This is a genomic window from Streptomyces sp. NPDC037273 (assembly GCF_055603625.1).
Window position 1 is genome coordinate 409,622 of sequence record NZ_JBVJVO010000005.1, and the last position, 19,640, is coordinate 429,261.

Genomic DNA, 19,640 nt, shown 5'->3' on the forward strand with positions numbered 1-19,640 from the left:
CCCCCCCCCCCCCCCCGCCCCCCCCCCCCCCCCCCCCCCCCCCGCCCCCCCCCCCTCCCCCCCCCCCCCCCCCCGACGCCGTTCGGGCGGAGTCCGCGCCGGGCGCCCGCACCCCTGTCCAGCTGCTCGCCCTCAACGACCCGCACGGCAACCTCCTGCCCGTGGACGGGGCGGCCGGACGCATCAGCCACCGTGGTCCGGTGATCCAGGCCGGCGGCCTCGCCCAGATGGCCACGCTTCTGGACGAGGCCCGCGCGGGCCGGACCAACAGCCTGACGGTCGGCGCCGGTGACATGATCGGCGGAAGCCCGCTGATGTCGGCGCTCTTCCATGACGAGCCGACGGTCGACTCGCTCGAAGAGCTGGGGCTCGGCGTCGCCTCCGTCGGCAACCACGAGTTCGACGAGGGCGCGGCCGAGCTCCGGCGCATCGTCGGCGGCGGCTGCCACCCGGACGACGGCTGTGCCCCCGACGCCCCCTACAAGGGCGCTGGCTTCGCCTATCTCGCCGCCAACGTGACGGAACGCGGCAGTACGAGGCCGTTGTTGAAGCCGTACACCGTCAAGACGCTGCCCGACGGGCAGCGCATCGGCTTCATCGGCCTGGTCACCAAGGAGGCCCCCAGCGCCATCAACGCCGCGATGATCCGGGACATCGAGTTCCACGACGAGCTGCCGGCCATCGAGCGGTACTCGCGCGAACTGTCCCGGCAAGGGGTACGCGCCCAGGTCGTCCTCGTCCACGAGGGCGAGGCGGTACCCACCCAGGCCGGTGGGACCTGCGACGACGAGGGGCCCGGCGCCGGGCTCGGGGGCCGGATCAAGGAGATCGCGGAGCGGGCGGTGCCGGCCGTCGACCTGATCGTCAGCGGTCACTCCCACGCCTCCTACGAGTGCACGGTCGACGATCCGAACGGCCGCCGTCGCCTCGTCACCCAGGCGGACTCCTTCGGGCGCTCCTTCACCGACCTGCGCTTCGACCTCAACGCCGCCGGCGACGTGGTGCGGAGCACCGTGCGGGCGCGGTACGTCCCCGTGCCCGTCGGCACCCCACAGCAGCCCGCCATGGCCAAGCTCATCGAGACCTGGCGCACCCGCTCCGAGAGCGTGGCGAACCGCGTCGTCGGCTACATCTCCGCCGACATGCCCGGCCGCGGCTCCCCGCTCCCCGAGACGCCTCTCGGCAGCTTCCTCGCCGACGCGCAGGTGGCCGCCGGCAAGGTCCACGGGGCCGAGCTGGCCCTCCTCAACCCGGGCGGCATGCGCGCCGACCTCGTGTTCCACGACGGCGGCGCCGTCACCTACGCGGACGCCTACCGGGCCCAGCCCTTCGAGACTCCTCTCTGGATCGTGCCGGTGACCGGCGCCCAGCTCGTCACCGCGCTCCAGCAGCAGTTCACCGGCGTGAACGCGGACAGCCCGCGCTTCCTCCAGCTCTCCAAGGAGCTCTCCTACTCCGTCGACATGAGCCGGACCGGCGCCGACCGCCTCCTCGCGGACACCGTGCGGATCGGCGGGCAGCCCGTGGCACCGGGAACCACGTACAAGGTGGTGCTCAACGAGTTCCTCGCCAACGGCGGCAACGGCTTCACCGTCTTCGGCGATATCACCACACGGGAAGGCGGCGAGGTCACCGACCTCGAAGCCCTGGTCGACCACCTCGAAACCACCACCTCGCCAACCGCCCCCGCCGCTCCCCCCGCGCCGGGCCGCATTACCTTCGTCACACGCTGAGCCCGCTGAGTTCGATGGGTGGCCACGTGCCAGCAGGAGGCCGGCAGTTGACCATCAGCTCGTGCGCGGTCTGTTCGCGGGCCTGGGGGCCGATGCCCAGCCGGTCGACCACGAGAGGGCCGCCACTCCAGTTGTCCACCGTGCCGGCCACTCGATCGGGTGGTCTCGGACGGCTGAGGCGGGCGCGGGCTGGAGCCGAGGCGAGCGTTGCCTCGTCGGGGAGTGGGATTCGCGGAAGGGTGTGGTGCGGGTGGACGAGGTGCGGGAGTCGGCCGGGGCTGGACGGGTCGTCCTGTGGGAGGAGTCCGCGCGGGACGGCGCTCAGGCCAAGACGCTCATGGGGGCCGGGTTCCGGGTGCGGCTGGCCCGCGAGACGGGCCGGGTCTTCGGTGCCGACGGGCCTCGGCACGCTGTGTTCGCCGCGGGATTCCCCGCGGTGTGCGCGGAGGAGTTCGAGGCCGTGCGCCGGGTCGCGGTGGAGGCCGAAGGGGCCGTGAGCGTCGCCGCGGTGTGCCGGGGCGTGGACCGCGACGTGGAACAGGCCGTCGCCTCGGTGCGCGGCAGTCGGCACGCGCGGGTGATGGTGGTGGTCCCCGCCTCGGACGCGATGGCTCAGGTGATGGTCCACCGCGGCGCCGCGCAGGCGCTTGAGGGGGCCGTGGACCTGGTGAAGCGGGCCCGGGACCGGGACGATGCCGTTGCCGTGGACATCTGTCTGGCGGACGCGTCCCGCGCCGACACCGCCCTCATGGCCCACTATGCCCAGGCCGTCACCGATGCCGGGGCGGGGCTGGTCGTCCTGGCTGACACCGTGGGCTGCCAGCTCCCCCGCGCCTGCCACGACATGTTCGCCCGGGTCCGGGCGGCATGCGGCCCGGACGTGGTCCTGGCCTCCCACCTGCACAACGACCTCGGGCTCGGCCTGGCCAACACCCTGGAGGCACTCGCGGCCGGGGTACGGGTGGTCTCCGGCTCCTGGCTCGGCATCGCCGAGCGGGCCGGGATGGTCGCCACCGAGCAGCTCCTCTTCCTCCTCGCCCGGCATGCCGGCGAACTGCTCGGTGCGGGCGCGGCGCCCTGGTGGCAGGCCCCCGACCTGACCCGTCTGCCGGGCATCGCCCGCATGGTGGCGGAGGAGACGGGTGTGCCCCTGGGCGTCACCACACCCATCGTCGGGACCGGTGTCGGCACCATCTCCACCGGCACGCCTTTCGTCCACCCGGAGCTGTTCCAGCCGTACGACCCGCAAGAGGTGCTGGGGATCGAACCGCATGTGGTCCTCACCCAGCTCGCCAGCGCGCGCGTGGTCACCGCCGTCGCGGCCCGACTGGGCCACAGCCTCGACCCTGAGCAGACCCGCGTGGCCATGGGGTGGGCGAAGGCCCGCGCCTACCGGACCGGTCGGGCCGTCACCGACGACGACGCCTTCGCCACCTACCTCGAAGGGCTCACCCGGGCCTCCGGCGGTGGCACCCCGTGACCGCCGCCGAAAGCCTCCCGACCCGCGCTCCGGCGACCCTGACCGAGGCCCGGCACGCCCTTCGCCGGGGCGCGGCGGTGGTCGTCCCCAACCCCGCGCCGCTCACGCACGTCGTCACCGCGACCACCGCGACAGCCGTCAACCGGGCCAAAGGCCGGCCCGCGGACCAGTCCGTGGCCCTGTGGGCCCACCACCGCGACACCCTCCACGTCCTCACCGGCCTGTGGGACCTCTCCCCCCGCCACGCCGCGATGGTGCTGCGCCTGCTGGCTGAGGAACACCTCACCGTCCTCGTACCGGAGCGTGACCGCATCGCGCGACCGCCGTGGCTGGAGCCGGCGGTCAAGGACGGCTGGATGCTGCTCTTCGGCGCCCGCTGGCAGCCGCTGCACCCCCTGCTCGACGACCACCCCGTCCTGTACGTCAGCAGCGCCAACGCCACCGGCGAATCCCCCGCCGCCCACACCGCCGGGGCCCTCGCGATGTTTCCGCCCACCGTGCCCGTGGTCCATCTGCCAGGCGTGGGACACGCGAGTGCCGGCTCCGCCTCGCCGGCGCGGCGGGCGACCACCACCGTCCGCGTGCTGCCCGACGGGCGGCTTCACCTCCACCGACACGGCGCCCAGGACCTCGCCTCCGGCCAAGCTGACGACTACCTGCGCCTCGTCTCCGCCCGTTGCTCGGAAGCCGACGGAACCGGCTGATCGCGCGCACGACCCAGGCCCGTATGCAGCATCGGGATCCGGCCAGCTCATCACGGGGCCGACGGCCGTCGCTGCGGGGGCGAGCCGCACGGAGGCGCAATGATCCGGCCATGAACGCACAGGGGGACGACGTCGTCCCCCTGTGCGTTCATGGCCTACGTTCCGTGCGCCCCGCACCAGCCCGCCGCAACGCGCTCGGTACTTTCGACATCCTCATCCAGCAGCGCTCGATCGCGGCGACGCAACCGACGGCGGCTGCGCGCTGCACGTGGACCGGAGCGGAGCGGCACCACTCACCTATCGCGGCCAGGTGGCCGACTGCCTGGCGCGTGCGGGCGAACCCCGCCGGATCTCGGAGTGAGCCGCCCCCTGGACGCCGTCCTCTTCGACATGTTCGGTGTCCTCGCCCTCGACCAGACCCCCGCGGCACGGGCCCGCCTCACCGAGGCCGTCGGTGACGACACACCCGCCTTCTGGGACGCGTACTGGGAACTCCGGCAGGACTACGACCGGGGCGACCTCGACGGCACCGAGTACTGGAATGCCGTCGGCGCCCGCATCGGCCGCCGCTTCGGCCCCGCCGAGATCCGCGCCATCGTCGCGCTCGACATGGACAGCTGGAGCCACCTCGACCAGGCCATGGTCGACCTCCTGCACGCGCTCACCGACACCGGCACGCGCGTCGGCCTGCTGTCGAACATCTCGGACGACCTGACCCGCCACTACGAGCACCACCACGCCGACCTTCTCGCCCTGTTCGAAGTCGTGGGCCTCTCCTGTCGCATCCGCAGCGCCAAGCCCGAACCCGCCGCCTACCTGTGGTGCGCCGACGTCTTCCGCCTCCCGCCCCACCGGATCCTCTTCGTCGACGACCGGGAGCCCAACGTCAAGGGCGCCGAAGCCATCGGCATGCACGGCCACCACTTCACCTCGCGGGACGCCCTGGTCGCCGCACTCGGCGTCTCCGCTGTCGGCGGGGTGTCCTCACGGCCGACGACGGCCTAGGGAAGGTCGTCGAGGCCTATCGCTGAGAGCCCGTGACAGGCGGCTTCGGTCAGCGGGTGGCAGCGGGCTCCGGGAGCCGGCGCGAGGTGTTCATCGCTTCGACGGTGGCGACCAGTGGGGCGAGCTCGGGGTTCTTGGCGGCTTCGTCGAGTGCCTGGCGGAGGGCGGCTTCGTTGGTGGGCCTGGCCGCGGCCAGGAGGTCGAGGCCGGGGCCGGTCACGTCGGTGTAGATGCCGCGGCGGTCGGTGGCGCAGAGGTAGCGCGAGAGGAGGCCGCGGTCCTCGAGGCGGGTGACGAGGCGGGTGGTGGCGCTCTGGCTGAGGACGACGGCGTCGGCGACCTGCTTCATCTGGAGGTGACCGCCCTCGCCGTCGTGCTGGCGGCTGAGCACGTCGAGCAGGGAGTACTCGCGCACGCTCAGGTCGTGCTCGGCCTGGAGGGTGCGCTCGATGTGCGCTTCGATCCGGCCGGCGAGGAGGTAGAGGGCGGCCCAGCCGTTGGCGAGGGCGGTGAGCGCGGGGTCGGTGGCGGTCATGGGTGCGGTTCTCCTTCCGGATGCGTGCACTTCGATGATAGGCCGCTGCGCGCGATATTGACCATCGCTCATCATCGGCATGGAGGGGAAGCCCGCATTTGCGTATAGCCAGCGCATGCAACTATTGTTGGAGCACGTAAGGCGCACCAGCAATCTTATGGAGGGCGGCACACCATGCCTCTCGCGCTCCTCGCTCTGGCCATCGGAGCATTCGGGATCGGTACGACCGAGTTCGTGATCATGGGTCTGCTGCCCGAGATCGCCGGCGACTACGGGGTGTCCATCCCCTCCGCCGGGCTCCTGGTCACCGGATACGCGATCGGCGTCGTCATCGGCGCCCCGCTGATGACGGTGCTCGGCACCCGGATCAGCCGCAAGACGATGCTCATGATCCTCATGGGCCTGTTCGTGGTGGGGAACCTGCTCTCCGCCGTGGCGCCGACCATGGGCGTGATGCTCGCCGGCCGCGTCGTGGCCTCCCTCGCCCACGGCGCGTTCTTCGGCATCGGCTCGGTGGTGGCCGCCGACCTCGTGGCCCCGGACAAGAAGGCCGGCGCCATCGCCACGATGTTCACCGGCCTCACCGTCGCCAACATCGTCGGCGTTCCGCTGGGCACCTTCATCGGGCAGGCCGTCGGCTGGCGCGTCACCTTCGCCGGCGTCGCCGTGCTCGGTGTGGTCGGGCTGCTCGGCATAGCCAGGCTCGTCCCCGCCCTGCCCCGCCCCGAGGGCGCCCACCTGCGCCGGGAGCTGACGGCGTTCCGCAACCCCCAGGTGCTGCTCGCCATGGCGATGACCGTTCTCGGCTTCGGCGGCGTCTTCGCGGCCATCACGTACGTCGCCCCGATGATGACCCGGGTCGCCGGGTACTCCGACGGCGCCGTCACCTGGCTGCTGGTCCTCTTCGGCGTCGGGATGTTCCTCGGCAACCTGCTCGGCGGCAGGTTCGCCGACCGCAGGCTGATGCCGATGCTCTACGCCTCCCTCGGCGGACTCGCCGTCGTCCTGGCCCTGTTCACCCTCACCGCGCACAACAAGATCCTCGCCGCGATCTCGATCCTGCTCGTCGGGGCGCTCGGCTTCGCCACGGTCCCGCCTCTGCAGAAGCGGGTCCTCGACCAGGCCCACGGCGCGCCCACCCTGGCCTCCGCCGTCAACATCGGCGCCTTCAACCTCGGCAACGCCCTCGCCGCCTGGCTCGGCGGGCTCGTCATCTCCGCCGGCCTCGGCTACACCGCCCCGAACTGGGTCGGCGCCCTGCTCGCCGGGGCCGCCCTCCTGCTGGCCGTCTGGTCCGCCGTCCTGGAGCGCCGCTCCCCCGTACGGGAGGGCGCGGTCGCCGCCCCCGTCGCCGTACACCACTGACTCTCCCCCTCCCCGTTCCTTCCAGGAGAAGCGCCGCCATGACCACCACCGTCACCCCGCTGACCACCGCCGACGCCGAGAACCTCGTCGCCGCCGCCCGCCGCGCCGCCCAGGCGGCCGGGGTCGCGGTCAGCGTCACCGTCCTGGACGCGGGCGGCCACCTGCTCGCCTTCCTCCGCGACGACAGCGCCGTACTGATCTCCGGGGAGACCAGCACCCGCAAGGCGTACACCGCCCTCCAGCTGGGCGCCCCCACCGCCGACCTGGTCGACCTCGTCAAGCCGGACGGGCCGTTCCACACCCTGCCCACCGCGCTCGACCGGCCGCTGCTCTTCATCGCCGGCGGCGTCCCGATCCACCGCGACGGCAGGCTCGTCGGCGCCATCGGCCTCGGCGGCGGCGCCCCCGAGCAGGACCACGCCTTCGCCACCGCCGCACTGACGGAACTCGCCCGGTGACCCGCACCCCGCAGGAGGCGTTCGCCGACCACGGGCGGCGACTGGCCACCGGGGACCTCGGCCACATCGCCGGGAACTACACCGAGGACGCCGTCCTCATCACCCCCGAGGGCGCGTTCCGCGGCCACGACGGGGTCCGGCGGGTCATCGGCCGGCTCCTGGCGGATCTCCCGGACGCCGACTGGCAGCTGGACCCGCGGTTCGCGGGCGGGGTGCTGCTCCTCCAGTGGACCGCCGCCACCGCCACCCACCAGGTCACCGACGGCACCGACACCTTCGTGTTCCGCGACGGACTCATCGGCGCCCAGACCGTCCGCTACACCCTCACCCACCGCACTCTCTGAAAGCGCTCACCATGAACAACCCCAGCATCCCGACCATCCCCACCGTCAAGCTCAACAACGGCGTCGAGATCCCCCAGCTCGGCTTCGGCGTCTTCCAGGTCCCCGACGACGAGACCACCGCCGCCGTCGCCTCCGCTCTGGAGCCGGGCTACCGCAGCATCGACACCGCCGCGATCTACGGAAACGAGACCGGCGTCGGCCGGGCGCTGGCCGCCTCCGGCCTGCCGCGCGAGGAGCTGTTCGTCACCACGAAGCTGTGGAACGCCGACCAGGGCTACGACGCCACGCTGCGCGCCTTCGACGCCAGCCTCGGCAAGCTCGGTCTGGAGCAGATCGACCTGTACCTGATCCACTGGCCCACCCCGGCCCGCGACCTCTACATGGAGTCCTGGCGCGCCGTCGAGCGCCTCGCCTCCGAGGGCCGCATCCGTGCCGCGGGCGTCTCCAACTTCCAGCCGGCGCACCTCCAGCGTCTGCTGGACGACAGCGAGCTCGTCCCGGCCGTGAACCAGGTCGAGCTGCACCCCGGCCTCCAGCAGGCAGAGCTGCGCGACTTCCACGCCGAGCACGGCATCGCCACCGAGGCGTGGAGCCCGCTCGCCCAGGGCGCCGTCCTGGAGGACCCGGCGGTCGCCGCGATCGCCGCCCGCACCGGCAAGTCCGCCGCCCAGGTGGTGCTGCGCTGGCACCTCCAGCTCGGCAACGTCGTGATCCCGAAGTCGGTCACCCCGGCGCGCATCCGCCAGAGCCTCGACGTCTTCGACTTCCGGCTGACCGACGAGGACATGGCGGCCATCGCCGTCACCGACCGCGGCCTGCGCACCGGCCCGCACCCGGACGAGTTCAACGCCGCCTGATCCGCCCCGCTCCCCCGGAAGCCCGCTGCGAACCGGCCCCTCCCGGCCGGTCCGCGGCGGGCTTCTCCCGTTCCCCCTCCCTCCCGCTCTGAGGACCGATCCGCCCATGGCACCCCGTCACCCCGCCCTCGCCCGCCTCGCCCCCGGCGAGGGCCGGCTCACCCTCGGCCTGGAGCTCCCCCTCGACAACGACTGGGGCCCGTCCCGGCAGGCCGCCGACCGTACGGCCGGGCGCCCCCATGGGGTCCCGGACCTCGCGGGCCACGCGCGGCTCGCCCGGCTCGCCGACCGGCTCGGCTTCGCCGGTCTCTGGGTGCGCGACGTCCCGCTCTTCGACCGCGTCCGCTTCGGCGACGCAGGGACGGTCTTCGAGACCTTCACCCACCTCGGTCACCTCGCCGCCGTCACCGAACACGCCGTCCTGGGAACCGCGGCCGTCGTCCTGCCGCTGCGCGAGCCGCTGCTCGTCGCGAAGGCCGCCGCCACCGTCGACGCGCTCTCCGGCGGCCGGATGCTGCTCGGCCTCGCCAGCGGCGACCGTCCCGTCGAGTATCCACTCTTCGGACGGGACTTCGAGGCCCGCGGGGCCGCCTTCCGCGAGGGACTGCACACCCTGCGCGCCGCCTGGCGCCCGGGCCCGCTGGAACTGCCCGCCGCCGGGCTCGGCCCGGACCTCCAGCTGGAGGTCCTGCCGAAACCGGATCGGGCGGCGGGCATCCCGATCGCCGTCGCCGGCGGCGCCCAGCAGAAACCCGAGTGGATCGCCGAGCACGCCGACGCCTCGCTCAACTACCCCCGCGACCTGGGCGCGCTGCGCCTGCGGACCCGCCAGTGGCGCGAACTCGCCGGGGAGAAGCCGTACATGACTCCGATGATGCTCACGCTCCAGGAGGATCCGCACGCCCCGGCCCGTCCGATCCGGCTCGGCCTCAGCACCGGCCGCGACGCCCTGATCGAGCACCTGGAGGCCATGGCGCTGTTCGGGGTCTCGCACGTCTCCTTCAATCTGCGGCCCAACGACCGGCCGGTGGAGGAGCTGCTGCGGGAGCTCGCGGAGTACGTCCTGCCGCGGTTTGCCGCATCCGTCGCATAGCGCGCTTGCATTAGCCAGCGTCTGCAATTATTGTTAGAGCATGCAAAGGGCGCTCGCATCTACCGAGTGATCCTCGCACCCCCCACCCTCCGCTCCGAAAAGGCACCACCATGTCCCTCAAGGAATTCCTCCCCGGCAAGCTCGGATACGGCACCGCCCCGCTCGGCAACATGTTCCGCGCGATCCCCGAGGCCGAGGCGCTCGACACCGTCGAGGCCGCCTGGCAGCAGGGCGTCCGCTACTACGACACCGCCCCCTTCTACGGCGCCGGCCTCGCCGAGGAGCGCCTGGGCCGGGTCCTCGCCGGCAAGCCCCGCGACGAGTACGTCCTGTCGACGAAGGTCGGCCGCGTCGTCCTCGACGAGCACGAGACCGACGTCCCGGACTTCGGCGAGAAGGGCGGCCTGTTCGAACACGGCAACCCGAACAAGATCCTCCACGAGTGGACCGCCGACGCCACCGAGCGCTCCATCGAGGGCAGCCTCAAGCGCCTCGGCACCGACCGCCTCGACATCGTCTGGGTCCACGACATCGCGCAGGACTTCCACGGCGACGCCTGGCTCGGCAAGTTCGAGGAGGCCCGCACCGGCGCCTTCCGCGTCCTGTCCCGACTGCGCGACAAGGGCGTCATCGGGGCCTGGGGCCTGGGCGTCAACAAGACCGAGCCCATCGAGCTGACCCTGTCCCTCGACGAGCCGCAGCCCGACGGCTTCCTCCTCGCCGGCCGCTACACGCTCCTCGACCACGAGCACGCCCTCCAGCGTCTGCTGCCCATGGCGCAGGAGCAGGGTGTCGGCATGGTCGTCGGCGGCCCCTACAGCTCCGGCATCCTCGCCGGCGGCACCCACTTCGAGTACCAGGAAGCCCCGGCGCACATCATCGAGCGCGTCACCCGGCTCAAGGACCTCACCGCGAAGCACGGCGTGAGCATCAAGGCGGCGGCCCTGCAGTTCCCCCTCGCCCACCCGGTCACCGCCGCGGTCGTCGCCGGCGCCACCAAGCCCAGCCGTATCGCCGAGGACCAGGCGGCGCTCCACGAGACCGTCCCCGCCGCGTTCTGGCAGGAGCTGCGCGCCGCCGGGCTCGTCAGCCCGGCCGCCCCGCTGCCGTACGACGCCTGAACCACCCCCCGTACCCCCGACCCGTCAGGAAACCCGATCATGGCCTCCACCTCCGTCAGCCGCATCGTCCCCGCCTCTCCCGACAAGGTCTGGAACCTCATCGGCGGCTTCGACTCCCTGCCCGACTGGCTCCCGTACATCCCCGAGAGCACCGCCCTCGAAGGCGGCCGCGTCCGCCGCCTGCGCAACCCCGAAGGCGGGATCATCATCGAGCGCCTCGTCGCCTTCAGCGAGGCCGAGCGCCACTACAGCTACGCCATCCTGGAAGCACCGTTCCCCGTCAACGGCTACGTCTCCACCATCCGGGTCCACGCCGTCCCCGGCCAGGAGAACGCCGCCGAGGTCCAGTGGTCCGGCCGCTTCAACCCCGACGGCGCCACCGAGGACGAGGCCGTGGCCCTCTTCGCCACCATCTACCGCGACGGCCTCGACGCCCTCCACGCCACCCTCACCGCCTGAGCCCCCTTCCTCCTGCGGGCCCGCCCGCTGCCGTGGTGCGACGGAGTCACCAGCCGTCGGCGCCACGGCGGAAGGCCGCGCGGTAGTCGCGCGGGCGCCGTCCGGTGTGCTTGGCGAAGAGACCGGCGAAGGTTCCGGCGTCGCTGTATCCGACCGCGGTGGCGATGCCGGCCACGGTGCGGTCGGTGGTCTCCAGGAGGTGGCGGGCGCGACGGACGCGTGACGCCTGCAGGTACTCGAGGGGACTCTGGCCGGTGGCGTCCGCGAACCGCCGCAGCAGGGTCCGCGTGCTGACCCCGAACGCGTCCGCCAACGCGGCGAGGTCGTACCGGGCGGCGAGGTTCTGGTCGAGGTGCCGCATGACCTTCCGGGAGAACTCGTTCCCGGGCTGCGGGAGAAGCCGCGCGTCGACGTACGGGGTCTGGGACGACCGGGCGTGGTCGAGGAGCGCCACCCGCGCGGTGGTCCGCGCCACGTCGGCACCGTTGTGTCGAGCGATGAGTTCCAGTGCGAAGTCGTACATGGCGCTGAAGGCCGCCGTCGTCGTCACCCCCGTGTCGGTGACGACCAGACGTTCGGGCCGGACGTCGGTCTCCGGACAGCGCCGAGCCAGTTCGTCGGCGAGGAACCAGGCCGTCGTGGCCCGGCGCCGGTCGAGGAGTCCCGCCTCGGCCAGCAGGAACGCGCCGACGCAGATCGAGACGACGGCATGACCCGCGGCGGCGTGCGAGCGGATCGCCGCGATCTCGGGGGCGAGGGGTACGAGCTTCGCGTCGATGTCGTGGCCCGGCACGAGCTCGAACCCCGGCACGACCAGGACGTCGACCTCGCGCAGTGGAGAGACGGCCAAGGCCGCACCACCTGACGCGGCGACGCGACGGCGGGGCGAAACGACCGACACCTCGTATCCGGCGTGGTCCGGACCGGCCACGTGCGCGGCCATGGTCAACAGATCGGGTACGCCGAACACCTCGGACGCGAAGCAGCCCGGATAGGCCAGGACACCGACCCGCAGTGCGCTCACGCTCGCCTCCCGAGCATCATGCCTGTGGCGAGATCGCCCTTTTACATGGCGATCCAGCCTATCCCCTGTGGGGGTGCTTCACGCCACGCTGTGGTCATGACTGCTCCCGACGGACATCTCGACGATGCGATCACAGACTTCTCCCGCCGCCTGGTGGACGTGGAGGGGGTGGTGAAGACGGTGTACGCCTCGGGTTCCGGGCCTGCCGTCGTCCTGATGCCGGAGATGCCCGGCATCAGCCCCGACGTCCTGCGGCTGGCGCGCTGGGTGCGGGATGCGGGCTTCACCGTCCACGTTCCGTCGCTCTTCGGGGTCGACGGCGCCTATCCCACGGTCGAGGGCGGTGAGGAGGTCATCCGTCGCGCGTGCGTCAGCGCCGAGTTCCGGGCGTTCGCGGGAGGCGGCACCAGCCCCGTCACGGCGTGGCTGCGCGGGCTGGCGCGGCGAGCCCACGCCGAGTGCGGCGGTCCGGGCGTCGGGGCGATCGGCCTGTGCTTCACCGGAAACTTCGCCCTCACCATGGCGATCGAGCCGGCCGTCATCGCGCCCGTGGTCAACCACCCGTCGCTGCCGCTGGACGATCCCGCCGGACTCGAGATGAGCGAGGAGGACGCGCGCGCGATCCAAGAGCGCGTCGCCCGCGACGGGCTGAGGGTCCTCGCCTACCGCTTCGACGACGACCGCTGGTGCACGGGGCAGCGCTTCGCCGCGTACCAGGCACTGCTGGGCGACGCTTTCGACGGCCGCGTCCTTCCGGGCAGTTCCGCCGGCACGAACCCTCCCCCGTTCTTCCGCGATGTGGTCCGGACCCCCCACAGCGTCGTCACCGCCCACCTGGTCGACGAGGAAGGACATCCCACGCTGAAGGCCCGGGACGAGATCCTCGCCTTCCTGACCGAGCGGTTGGGCCGGTCCGAAGGCTGAAGGAGGGCTGTCGAGGAGCCGGGCGGCGCCGGCGTGCACGTACCGTTCGGCGTCGTCAGTTCTCGGGGCGTCGGCCCTGGCCGGCGGGACGCAGTTCGCGTTCGAGGGCGGAGAGGGCGAAGGCGTGCGGGGAGGCGTGCTGCCAGCGGGAGCGGCCGAACATGATGTCCTCGGCGAGGCCGCTCAGCATGGCGACGGCCCGGATGGTGAAGTCGGGGAGGTCCACGTCGGCGAAGTGCCCGAGGTCCCGGCCTTCGCGCAGGATGGCGTCCAGTCGTTCGTCCCAGCCGTCCAGGAGGTCGGTGAGGATGCGCCGGCCCGCTTCGTCGTGGCGCTGGATCATGACCTGCGTCCAGAGCGCGTAGCGTTCGTCGTCCTGGTGGCGGGGCAGGTAGAAGCGGACGAAGAGGTCGAGTTTCTCGGCGGGGGACGTGGCCTTGTCCACGGCCTCCTGGAAGCGGGTCCAGAGGTCCGCCTGGCTCCATGCCAGGACTTCGAGCAGGAGCCGGTCCTTCTTTCCGAAGTGGTAGAGGATGTGGCCGGTGCTCATGCCGGCCCGCTCGGCGATGTCCGACATGCGCAGGGCCGCCGCGCCCTTCTCGGAGATGAGGCTGATGGCGGCCTTCATCGCCCGCGCCCGCGCCTCGTCCCCGCTGGGCTGACGCTTCCTGTCGGGCAGCGCGGGCCCGGTCCCTGACGTCGCCATGTGCTCACTTTCGGTTACGGAATGCAGGCCTCAAGTTTAGGTTCCGAGATTCTAGATTCTTAGTCTAGACTGAAAATCTACTCAGGTGGAACGTGCGGCCGTGCATCCGCACCCGGCCCCGACGGGGGCGGCCCACCCGTACCACCCGCCATCCAGGAGGAACCGCATGACGCGCGGATTCGATGTTGTGGAGACCTGTATCGCCGACCTGCGCGCGGCGCTGGAGAAGGGCGAGACGACCGCGGTCGGCCTGCTCGACGCCTACCTCGCGCGGATCGAGGCGTACGACCGCCCCGGTACGGCCACCGCTCTGAACGCGATGGTCGTGATGAACCCGGACGCCCGCGCGGAGGCCGAGGCCTCCGACGCGCGTCGCGCCCGCGGCGAGACCCTGGGCCCGCTGGACGGCATCCCGTACACCGCCAAGGACAGCTACCTCGCGAAGGGCCTGACGGCCGCGTCCGGCTCCCCGGCCTTCGAGCACCTCGTCGCCCAGCGTGACGCCTTCGCCATCGAGCGGCTGCGCGCGGGCGGGGCCGTCCTCATCGGCCTCACCAACATGCCGCCGATGGCGAACGGCGGCATGCAGCGTGGGGTGTACGGCCGCGCGGAGAGCCCGTACAGCGCCGACTGGCTCACCAGCGCCTACGGCTCCGGCTCCTCCAACGGCTCCGGCACGGCGACCGCGGCGTCGTTCGGCGCGTTCGGCCTCGGCGAGGAGACCTGGTCCTCCGGCCGTGCCCCCGCCTCGAACAACGCGCTGTGCGCCTACACCCCCAGCCGGGGCGTGATCTCGGTCCGCGGCAACTGGCCGCTGGTCCCGACCATGGACGTCGTGGTCCCGCACACCCGCACCATGGCCGACCTGCTCGAACTGCTCGACGTCATCGTCGCGGACGACGCGGACGCGCGAGGCGACCTGTGGCGCGCCCAGCCCTGGCTGACGCTGCCCTCGCCGTCGCAGGTGCGCCCCGCCTCCTACCCGGCCCTCGCGCCCGCCGACGCGGAGGCGGCGCCCGCCGCGCTCGCCGGCAAGCGCGTCGGCGTGCCCCGGATGTACATCAACGCCGACCCCGACGCCGGGACGAACCCCGACGGCGGCATCGGCGGCCAGACCGGGCAGCCCATCGAGACCCGCCCCTCGGTGATCGCCCTGTGGGAAGCCGCCCGCCGCGACCTGGAGGCCGCCGGCGCCGAGGTGGTCGAGGTCGACTTCCCCGTGGTGACCAACTACGAGGCCGACCGCCCCGGAGCGCCCTCGCTGCTCACCCGCGGACTGGTCTCCCGCGAGTACCTCACCTTCGAGATCGAGGACCTGTCGGCCTGGGCCTGGGACGACTTCCTGCGCGCCAACGGAGACCCGGCGCTCTCCACGCTGACCGAGGTCGACGGCGCCCGCATCTTCCCCAAGTGGGAGGGCGAACTGCCCGACCGGTACGAGGGCTTCGACGACACGATCGGCGACTACCCCCGCTTCGTGCGCGAGCGCCCGTACGCCTCCCTCGCCGACATGCCGCTCCTTGAGCAGGGGCTGCGCGGACTCGAGGAGACGCGTCGGGTCGACCTGGAGCAGTGGATGGACGGCCTGGGTCTGGACGCGGTGGTGTTCCCCGCCGTCGCCGACGTCGGCCCCGCCGACATGGACGTCGACGCGGCCTCCGCCGAACTCGGTTGGCGCAACGGCGTCTGGGTCGCCAACGGCAACCTGGTCCCCCGCCACCTCGGCATCCCCACCGTGACCGTGCCCATGGGCACCATGACGGACACCGGCATGCCGGTCGGGCTGACCTTCGCGGGCCGCGCCTACGACGACAACGCCCTGCTGACCCTCGCCGCCGCCTTCGAGAAGACCGGCGACCGGCGCACCGAGCCGCCGCGCACGCCGCGCCTGTCGGCGGAGTGACCTGACAGCGGCCCGTTCGTACCGTATGGACCGCCGGGTGGGAGGGCGGACGCCCGTCCCACCCGGCGGTTTCGCTTGCCGCTACTCGAAGTAGAGCCGTCCCTGGTCGGGACCGTCGAGGAAGTTCGACCAGTACGCGCTCGCGGGTGTTCCACCGTCGAAGTACGTGCCCATGTTCTTGCGCACGCTGACGAGACCGTCGGTGGGATGCACCACGAGGTCGGACTTGCCGTCTCCGGTGATGTCGGCGAAGTACAGGTGTCCCTGACCGGGCTGTCCCATGAAGTTGGACCAGTTCGCCGTCATGACGGTGCCGCCGTCGAAGTACGTCCCCATGTTCTTGCGGACGCTGATCGTGCCGTCCGTCGTGTGGACCATCATGTCGGCCTTGCCGTCGCCGGTGACATCGGCGAAGTACAGACGGCCCTGACCCGGCTGTCCCAGGAAGTTCGACCAGTTCGCCGTCATGACCGTGCCGCCGTCGAAGTACGTCCCCATGTTCTTGCGGACACTGATCGTGCCGTCCGTCGCGTGGACCATCATGTCGGCCTTGCCGTCGCCGGTGACATCGGCGAAGTACAGACGGCCCTGACCCGGCTGCCCCAGGAAGTTCGACCATTGGGCGCTCATCAGGGTGCCGGTGTCGAAGCCGGTTCCCGTTCCGTCGTTCCGGCGGACGATGATGTTGCCGTCGGTGCCGTGGGAGATGAGGTCCTTGGTGCCGTCTCCGTTGATGTCTGCGAAGTACAGCTTTCCCTGACCGGCCTTGCCGCGGTACTGGTCCCAGCCCCAGCTGACCTGGGTGCCCGTGTCGAAGTAGGGGCCGGTGGGGTGCTTCCTGCGGATCGAGAGGGTGCCGGACTTGTCGAGCACGATCATGTCGGCGTAGGTGTCACCGCTCATGTCGGGCTTGCCGGGGGTGCCGCCCGGGGTGCCGGTCGGCAAGGTGCGGCCGATCGTGAACTCCGCGCCCAGGGCCGTACCGTCCGCGGCGGGAGCACGGCCGGGGAATCCCACGACCGCGTTGTCGGACTTGCGCGCCCAGAGGTCGGACAGTCCGTCGCCGTCCAGGTCGCCCGAGGAGCCGAGCACGGGGTAGTCGACGGCCTTGAAGCCGGTACCGATCTTCACCCGCTCGCCGGCCGCGCCCCACGTGGTGGGGTCGACGTTGCCGTCGGGGCCCTTCTTGCCGAGAGCGCGGTAGATGTCGCCGGTGGTGTTGTGACGCAGCCACAGGTCCGGGAACGAGTCGCCGTCGACGTCTCCCGGGGCGATCACCGTGAACTGGTCCCAGTCCCCGCCGCCGACGAGGACCGGTGCGCGCTCGCCGCCGAGGTCCAGGTCGTGCGTGGCCCGGTTGCCGAAGTACGCCCACAAGTGCTTGCCCTGCTTGACCAGGAGGTCCGGCTTGGTGTCGCCGTTGATGTCACCGGGGGCGATGACCTGCTCGGCGTTGTACCAGTGATCGTCGCCGGTCCACTGGCCGTCCTCGCGGGAGCAGCCCAGGTCGTCGTCCTTGACCGGACAGGTGACCGTGAGTTCGGTGCGCCGGTTCTCGACCACACCGCGGCCGTTGTTGGGGTACGTCCAGAGCATCTTCCGCTGCGCGTTGGCGTTGTACTCCAGGGAGACGAGGTCGTTGCGCCCGTCCTCGTCCCAGTCGCCGCGGAAGGTGATCTGGCTGTCGGTGAGGGACTTGCCGCCGTTGGCCGCGGCGGAGAACTGGCCCTTGCCCTGGCCGGCGTAGGTCAGCAGGGCCTTGTTGGCGTCCAGGCTCCAGAGGTCGTTGAAGCCGTCGCCGTTGAGGTCGTTCGGGCCGTCACGCTCCGCGCGCCGGTTGGCGTAGAACAGGTACGGCTCGGTGTCCGAGAGGTTGCCGGTGGCATCCGCGCTGTAGACGTAGACCCAGTGCGGACCGGACCCCGGCGGGGTCAGCCACACGGTCGCCTCGGACTCGATCTCCGGCGTCTTCGGGTCGTCGGTGGTGACGGGGACGTCGCGGACGTCCGGCTCCCAGTCCGTGTAGTAGTAGTACCTGCGGACGTCGGGGACCCCGTTCGGCTTGAACGTGAAGGAGCCGAGCGTCCCCGCCTTGGCGGTGGTGGCGGGCCAGCCCGCCTTGCCGTTGGGGAACACGGCGGACTCGACGACCGGCGGCTTGCTCGGACGTGTGCGGTCGACCGTGAACTTGCAGGTCACCGACCAGGCCGAGAAGGAGCCGTCCTGGTCCTTCGTGCGCGTCTTCCAGGTGTAGTCGCCCGTGGGAAGACTGGCGTCGGGTACGGAGAGTGTGGCGACCTTGCCCCTGATGGCGGGGATCGACTGGTTCACCACGGGCGTGCTGTTCCCGGCCTTGAAGACCTGGTATTCCGCGGTGAGGTTACCGGCGTCGGGATCGTCGTGGAGGGCGTACAGGCTGACGCGCGTGTTGCCGATGCCGCCGCCGGCGCAGCCGGTCCTGGGGCTCGTGCCCAGGCCGGTCGGCGCCTTGGGCGGGTTGTTGAACTTGGTTTCGAGGACCGCCGTCTTCGCGTCGAACTTCTTCCAGCCGAAGGTGTCGCTCTCGTTGGACGCGTACAGACCGAGGTTGACGCTCGCCCAGCCCTTCGAGGCCGCTTCGCGGGCGATGGCCGTGGCGTCGAACTCGAGGTTGCCGGCGGCGCAGTCCGAGCTCCAGCCCTTCGCGTCGTCCACCGTGGCGACCGGAGTCGTGCCGATCTTGGCGGGCTGACGGTTCCACGTGGTCTTGGACGAGATGGGTCCCACGTGCCACAACTCGACGGGGCGTGCCCCGCAGGACCACGACCAGGTGTTCCTGATGCGGAAGACGGAGGACTTGACCTGGGTGCCCCTGATGCCTGCGGTGTCCAGCTGGAAGAACGACCGCGAAAGGCCGAGGGTCTCGTTCTCGTACCCGACGCGCACGACCTCCTTGGTGTTCCAGAAGGAGGTGTTGGGGTACTTCCGGTAGACCCGCGTCCAGTTCTGACGGGCGCCCCAGGCGAAGGAGGGGTCGATGTAGACCGGATACCGCGTGTCCGCGCCGTCGAGCAGGGCCTGGTCCGGCTTGATCTCGAGGGTGTCCCCGGTCACCGTCGTGGGCATCTGCGCGTCCTGCGCACCGGGCGCCGGTTCGAACAGGTCACCCGGTGCCGTCTCCGTCGCGCCGGCGGTCGTCATGGCCGCCCGGGAGGCGAACGAGGCGACCGTACCGCCGGCCGACGACGTGGAGTCCCACATCAGCGGGCTCGGGCTGGTGAAGACGGTCTGTCCTGCCGGGTCGACGGCGTTGATGCTGCCGGTCTCCGGGTCCTTGGCGACGGTGACGCCGACCGTGTCCAGACCGAACTTCAGCGTCTCCAGTTCGGGGTTCTGCGCGGCCTGCGCGGTCTTGACGACCAGCAGCTGCGAGAAGCCCTCGACCTCGGCCTTCAGCTGAAGGTCGACGCCCGGCAGCACCTCGGCGTACGTGGCCACGTTCTCGGCGAGCGTCGGCTTGGGCAGGGCCTTGGGCCAGCTGAGCGTCAGGGTGCGACCGTCCTTGACGCCGGAGAGCAGGGGGCCCGTGCCTCCTCCGGAGAACGTCACCGCCACCGAGGACGCCTTCGGGGTCACGCTGCCGTCGGCGGCGAAGACCAGCGTCGGATCGGTCGGCACCCAGGCCCCGGCGCGCAGCATGCGCACCGGCGTGCCGTAGCGCTTCACGGACCATGTCCCGTCGGGCAGCGCCCACGTGTCCGACGACTCGGTCCGCGCGGACTGGAGCTCGTAGGGCTGCCCGCTCGCGGCGGCCTGCTCGAGTGCGTACTCCTCCTCGCTCTTCGAGCCGTCGGCGACCGGATCCGACGGCACGCCCACCGCGACCGCGGTACCCGTCATGCCGGGCAGCATGACCGCGGCCGGTATGCCCACGCCGATCGACAGCGACA

The 19,640-nt window shown here is 71.7% G+C and carries 17 protein-coding genes; 13 read left to right on the forward strand and 4 right to left on the reverse strand.

The genetic code is table 11. The features are described from left to right. Positions 1-122: 122 nt before the first annotated feature. The 4 genes from ACZ7G1_RS16765 to ACZ7G1_RS16780 all read left to right on the forward strand — a co-directional run bounded on the left by ACZ7G1_RS16765 (position 123) and on the right by ACZ7G1_RS16780 (position 4,922). Positions 123-1,733: a bifunctional metallophosphatase/5'-nucleotidase gene (locus ACZ7G1_RS16765; RefSeq protein WP_470877325.1), complete on the forward strand. Its 1,611-nt coding sequence runs from the start codon at positions 123-125 to the stop codon at positions 1,731-1,733. A gap of 250 nt (positions 1,734-1,983) precedes the next feature. Further along, positions 1,984-3,213, forward strand: a complete 1,230-nt coding sequence (locus ACZ7G1_RS16770) for a 2-isopropylmalate synthase (protein WP_470877266.1) — start codon at positions 1,984-1,986, stop codon at positions 3,211-3,213. Then, positions 3,210-3,917 (forward strand): hypothetical protein, encoded by a 708-nt coding sequence (locus ACZ7G1_RS16775; RefSeq protein ID WP_470877265.1) that lies wholly within the window; start codon positions 3,210-3,212, stop codon positions 3,915-3,917. Before ACZ7G1_RS16770 ends, ACZ7G1_RS16775 begins: the two co-directional genes overlap by 4 nt. A gap of 357 nt (positions 3,918-4,274) precedes the next feature. After that, the gene (locus ACZ7G1_RS16780) at positions 4,275-4,922 is read left to right on the forward strand and encodes an HAD family hydrolase (RefSeq protein ID WP_470877264.1); all 648 of its coding nucleotides are present in this window, start codon (positions 4,275-4,277) and stop codon (positions 4,920-4,922) included. A gap of 49 nt (positions 4,923-4,971) precedes the next feature. On the opposite strand, the gene ACZ7G1_RS16785 is transcribed toward ACZ7G1_RS16780, so the two are convergent. Next, complete coding sequence (locus ACZ7G1_RS16785) at positions 4,972-5,457, reverse strand: MarR family winged helix-turn-helix transcriptional regulator (RefSeq protein WP_470877263.1); 486 nt, start codon at positions 5,455-5,457, stop codon at positions 4,972-4,974. 174 nt (positions 5,458-5,631) lie between these two features. Here ACZ7G1_RS16785 and ACZ7G1_RS16790 point away from each other — a divergent pair, with 174 nt between their 5' ends. The 7 genes from ACZ7G1_RS16790 to ACZ7G1_RS16820 all read left to right on the forward strand — a co-directional run bounded on the left by ACZ7G1_RS16790 (position 5,632) and on the right by ACZ7G1_RS16820 (position 11,154). Beyond that, entirely contained in the window at positions 5,632-6,822 is a 1,191-nt protein-coding gene (locus tag ACZ7G1_RS16790) for an MFS transporter (RefSeq protein WP_470877262.1), read from the forward strand. Positions 6,823-6,860: 38 nt separating this feature from the next. Next, positions 6,861-7,280, forward strand: coding sequence for a GlcG/HbpS family heme-binding protein (locus tag ACZ7G1_RS16795; RefSeq protein WP_470877261.1), 420 nt, complete (start codon positions 6,861-6,863; stop codon positions 7,278-7,280). Then, complete coding sequence (locus tag ACZ7G1_RS16800) at positions 7,277-7,624, forward strand: nuclear transport factor 2 family protein (protein ID WP_470877260.1); 348 nt, start codon at positions 7,277-7,279, stop codon at positions 7,622-7,624. Before ACZ7G1_RS16795 ends, ACZ7G1_RS16800 begins: the two co-directional genes overlap by 4 nt. An 11-nt stretch (positions 7,625-7,635) precedes the next feature. Then, the gene (locus tag ACZ7G1_RS16805; RefSeq protein WP_470877259.1) at positions 7,636-8,481 is read left to right on the forward strand and encodes an aldo/keto reductase; all 846 of its coding nucleotides are present in this window, start codon (positions 7,636-7,638) and stop codon (positions 8,479-8,481) included. Positions 8,482-8,587: 106 nt separating this feature from the next. Beyond that, complete coding sequence (locus tag ACZ7G1_RS16810; protein WP_470877258.1) at positions 8,588-9,574, forward strand: TIGR03571 family LLM class oxidoreductase; 987 nt, start codon at positions 8,588-8,590, stop codon at positions 9,572-9,574. A gap of 110 nt (positions 9,575-9,684) precedes the next feature. Beyond that, positions 9,685-10,695: an aldo/keto reductase gene (locus ACZ7G1_RS16815; protein ID WP_470877257.1), complete on the forward strand. Its 1,011-nt coding sequence runs from the start codon at positions 9,685-9,687 to the stop codon at positions 10,693-10,695. A gap of 39 nt (positions 10,696-10,734) precedes the next feature. Beyond that, positions 10,735-11,154 (forward strand): SRPBCC family protein, encoded by a 420-nt coding sequence (locus ACZ7G1_RS16820; protein ID WP_470877256.1) that lies wholly within the window; start codon positions 10,735-10,737, stop codon positions 11,152-11,154. Between the two features lie 46 nt (positions 11,155-11,200). On the opposite strand, the gene ACZ7G1_RS16825 is transcribed toward ACZ7G1_RS16820, so the two are convergent. Next, positions 11,201-12,178, reverse strand: a complete 978-nt coding sequence (locus ACZ7G1_RS16825; protein ID WP_470877255.1) for a GlxA family transcriptional regulator — start codon at positions 12,176-12,178, stop codon at positions 11,201-11,203. 96 nt (positions 12,179-12,274) lie between these two features. On the opposite strand from ACZ7G1_RS16825, the gene ACZ7G1_RS16830 reads away from it, so the two are divergent. Then, positions 12,275-13,102 (forward strand): dienelactone hydrolase family protein, encoded by an 828-nt coding sequence (locus ACZ7G1_RS16830; RefSeq protein WP_470877254.1) that lies wholly within the window; start codon positions 12,275-12,277, stop codon positions 13,100-13,102. 55 nt (positions 13,103-13,157) lie between these two features. Here the strand turns inward: ACZ7G1_RS16830 and ACZ7G1_RS16835 are convergent, their stop codons facing one another. Then, complete coding sequence (locus ACZ7G1_RS16835; protein ID WP_470877253.1) at positions 13,158-13,808, reverse strand: TetR/AcrR family transcriptional regulator; 651 nt, start codon at positions 13,806-13,808, stop codon at positions 13,158-13,160. 166 nt (positions 13,809-13,974) lie between these two features. Here ACZ7G1_RS16835 and ACZ7G1_RS16840 point away from each other — a divergent pair, with 166 nt between their 5' ends. Then, the gene (locus ACZ7G1_RS16840) at positions 13,975-15,711 is read left to right on the forward strand and encodes an amidase (RefSeq protein ID WP_470877252.1); all 1,737 of its coding nucleotides are present in this window, start codon (positions 13,975-13,977) and stop codon (positions 15,709-15,711) included. 81 nt (positions 15,712-15,792) lie between these two features. Here ACZ7G1_RS16840 and ACZ7G1_RS16845 read toward each other — a convergent pair whose 3' ends face one another. Further along, positions 15,793-19,590, reverse strand: coding sequence for an FG-GAP-like repeat-containing protein (locus ACZ7G1_RS16845; protein ID WP_470877251.1), 3,798 nt, complete (start codon positions 19,588-19,590; stop codon positions 15,793-15,795). Between the last annotated feature and the right edge of the window lie 50 nt (positions 19,591-19,640).

Excerpts from the sequence above, each read along its gene's own strand:
- ACZ7G1_RS16785 (WP_470877263.1), bottom strand. The coding sequence starts at position 5,457 with ATGACCGCCACCGACCCCGCGCTCACCGCCCTCGCCAACGGCTGGGCC.
- ACZ7G1_RS16790 (WP_470877262.1), top strand. The coding sequence starts at position 5,632 with ATGCCTCTCGCGCTCCTCGCTCTGGCCATCGGAGCATTCGGGATCGGT.
- ACZ7G1_RS16795 (WP_470877261.1), top strand. The coding sequence starts at position 6,861 with ATGACCACCACCGTCACCCCGCTGACCACCGCCGACGCCGAGAACCTC.
- ACZ7G1_RS16805 (WP_470877259.1), top strand. The coding sequence starts at position 7,636 with ATGAACAACCCCAGCATCCCGACCATCCCCACCGTCAAGCTCAACAAC.
- ACZ7G1_RS16810 (WP_470877258.1), top strand. The coding sequence starts at position 8,588 with ATGGCACCCCGTCACCCCGCCCTCGCCCGCCTCGCCCCCGGCGAGGGC.
- ACZ7G1_RS16815 (WP_470877257.1), top strand. The coding sequence starts at position 9,685 with ATGTCCCTCAAGGAATTCCTCCCCGGCAAGCTCGGATACGGCACCGCC.
- ACZ7G1_RS16820 (WP_470877256.1), top strand. The coding sequence starts at position 10,735 with ATGGCCTCCACCTCCGTCAGCCGCATCGTCCCCGCCTCTCCCGACAAG.
- ACZ7G1_RS16830 (WP_470877254.1), top strand. The coding sequence starts at position 12,275 with ATGACTGCTCCCGACGGACATCTCGACGATGCGATCACAGACTTCTCC.
- ACZ7G1_RS16835 (WP_470877253.1), bottom strand. The coding sequence starts at position 13,808 with ATGGCGACGTCAGGGACCGGGCCCGCGCTGCCCGACAGGAAGCGTCAG.
- ACZ7G1_RS16840 (WP_470877252.1), top strand. The coding sequence starts at position 13,975 with ATGACGCGCGGATTCGATGTTGTGGAGACCTGTATCGCCGACCTGCGC.
- ACZ7G1_RS16845 (WP_470877251.1), bottom strand. The coding sequence starts at position 19,590 with ATGACGGGTACCGCGGTCGCGGTGGGCGTGCCGTCGGATCCGGTCGCC.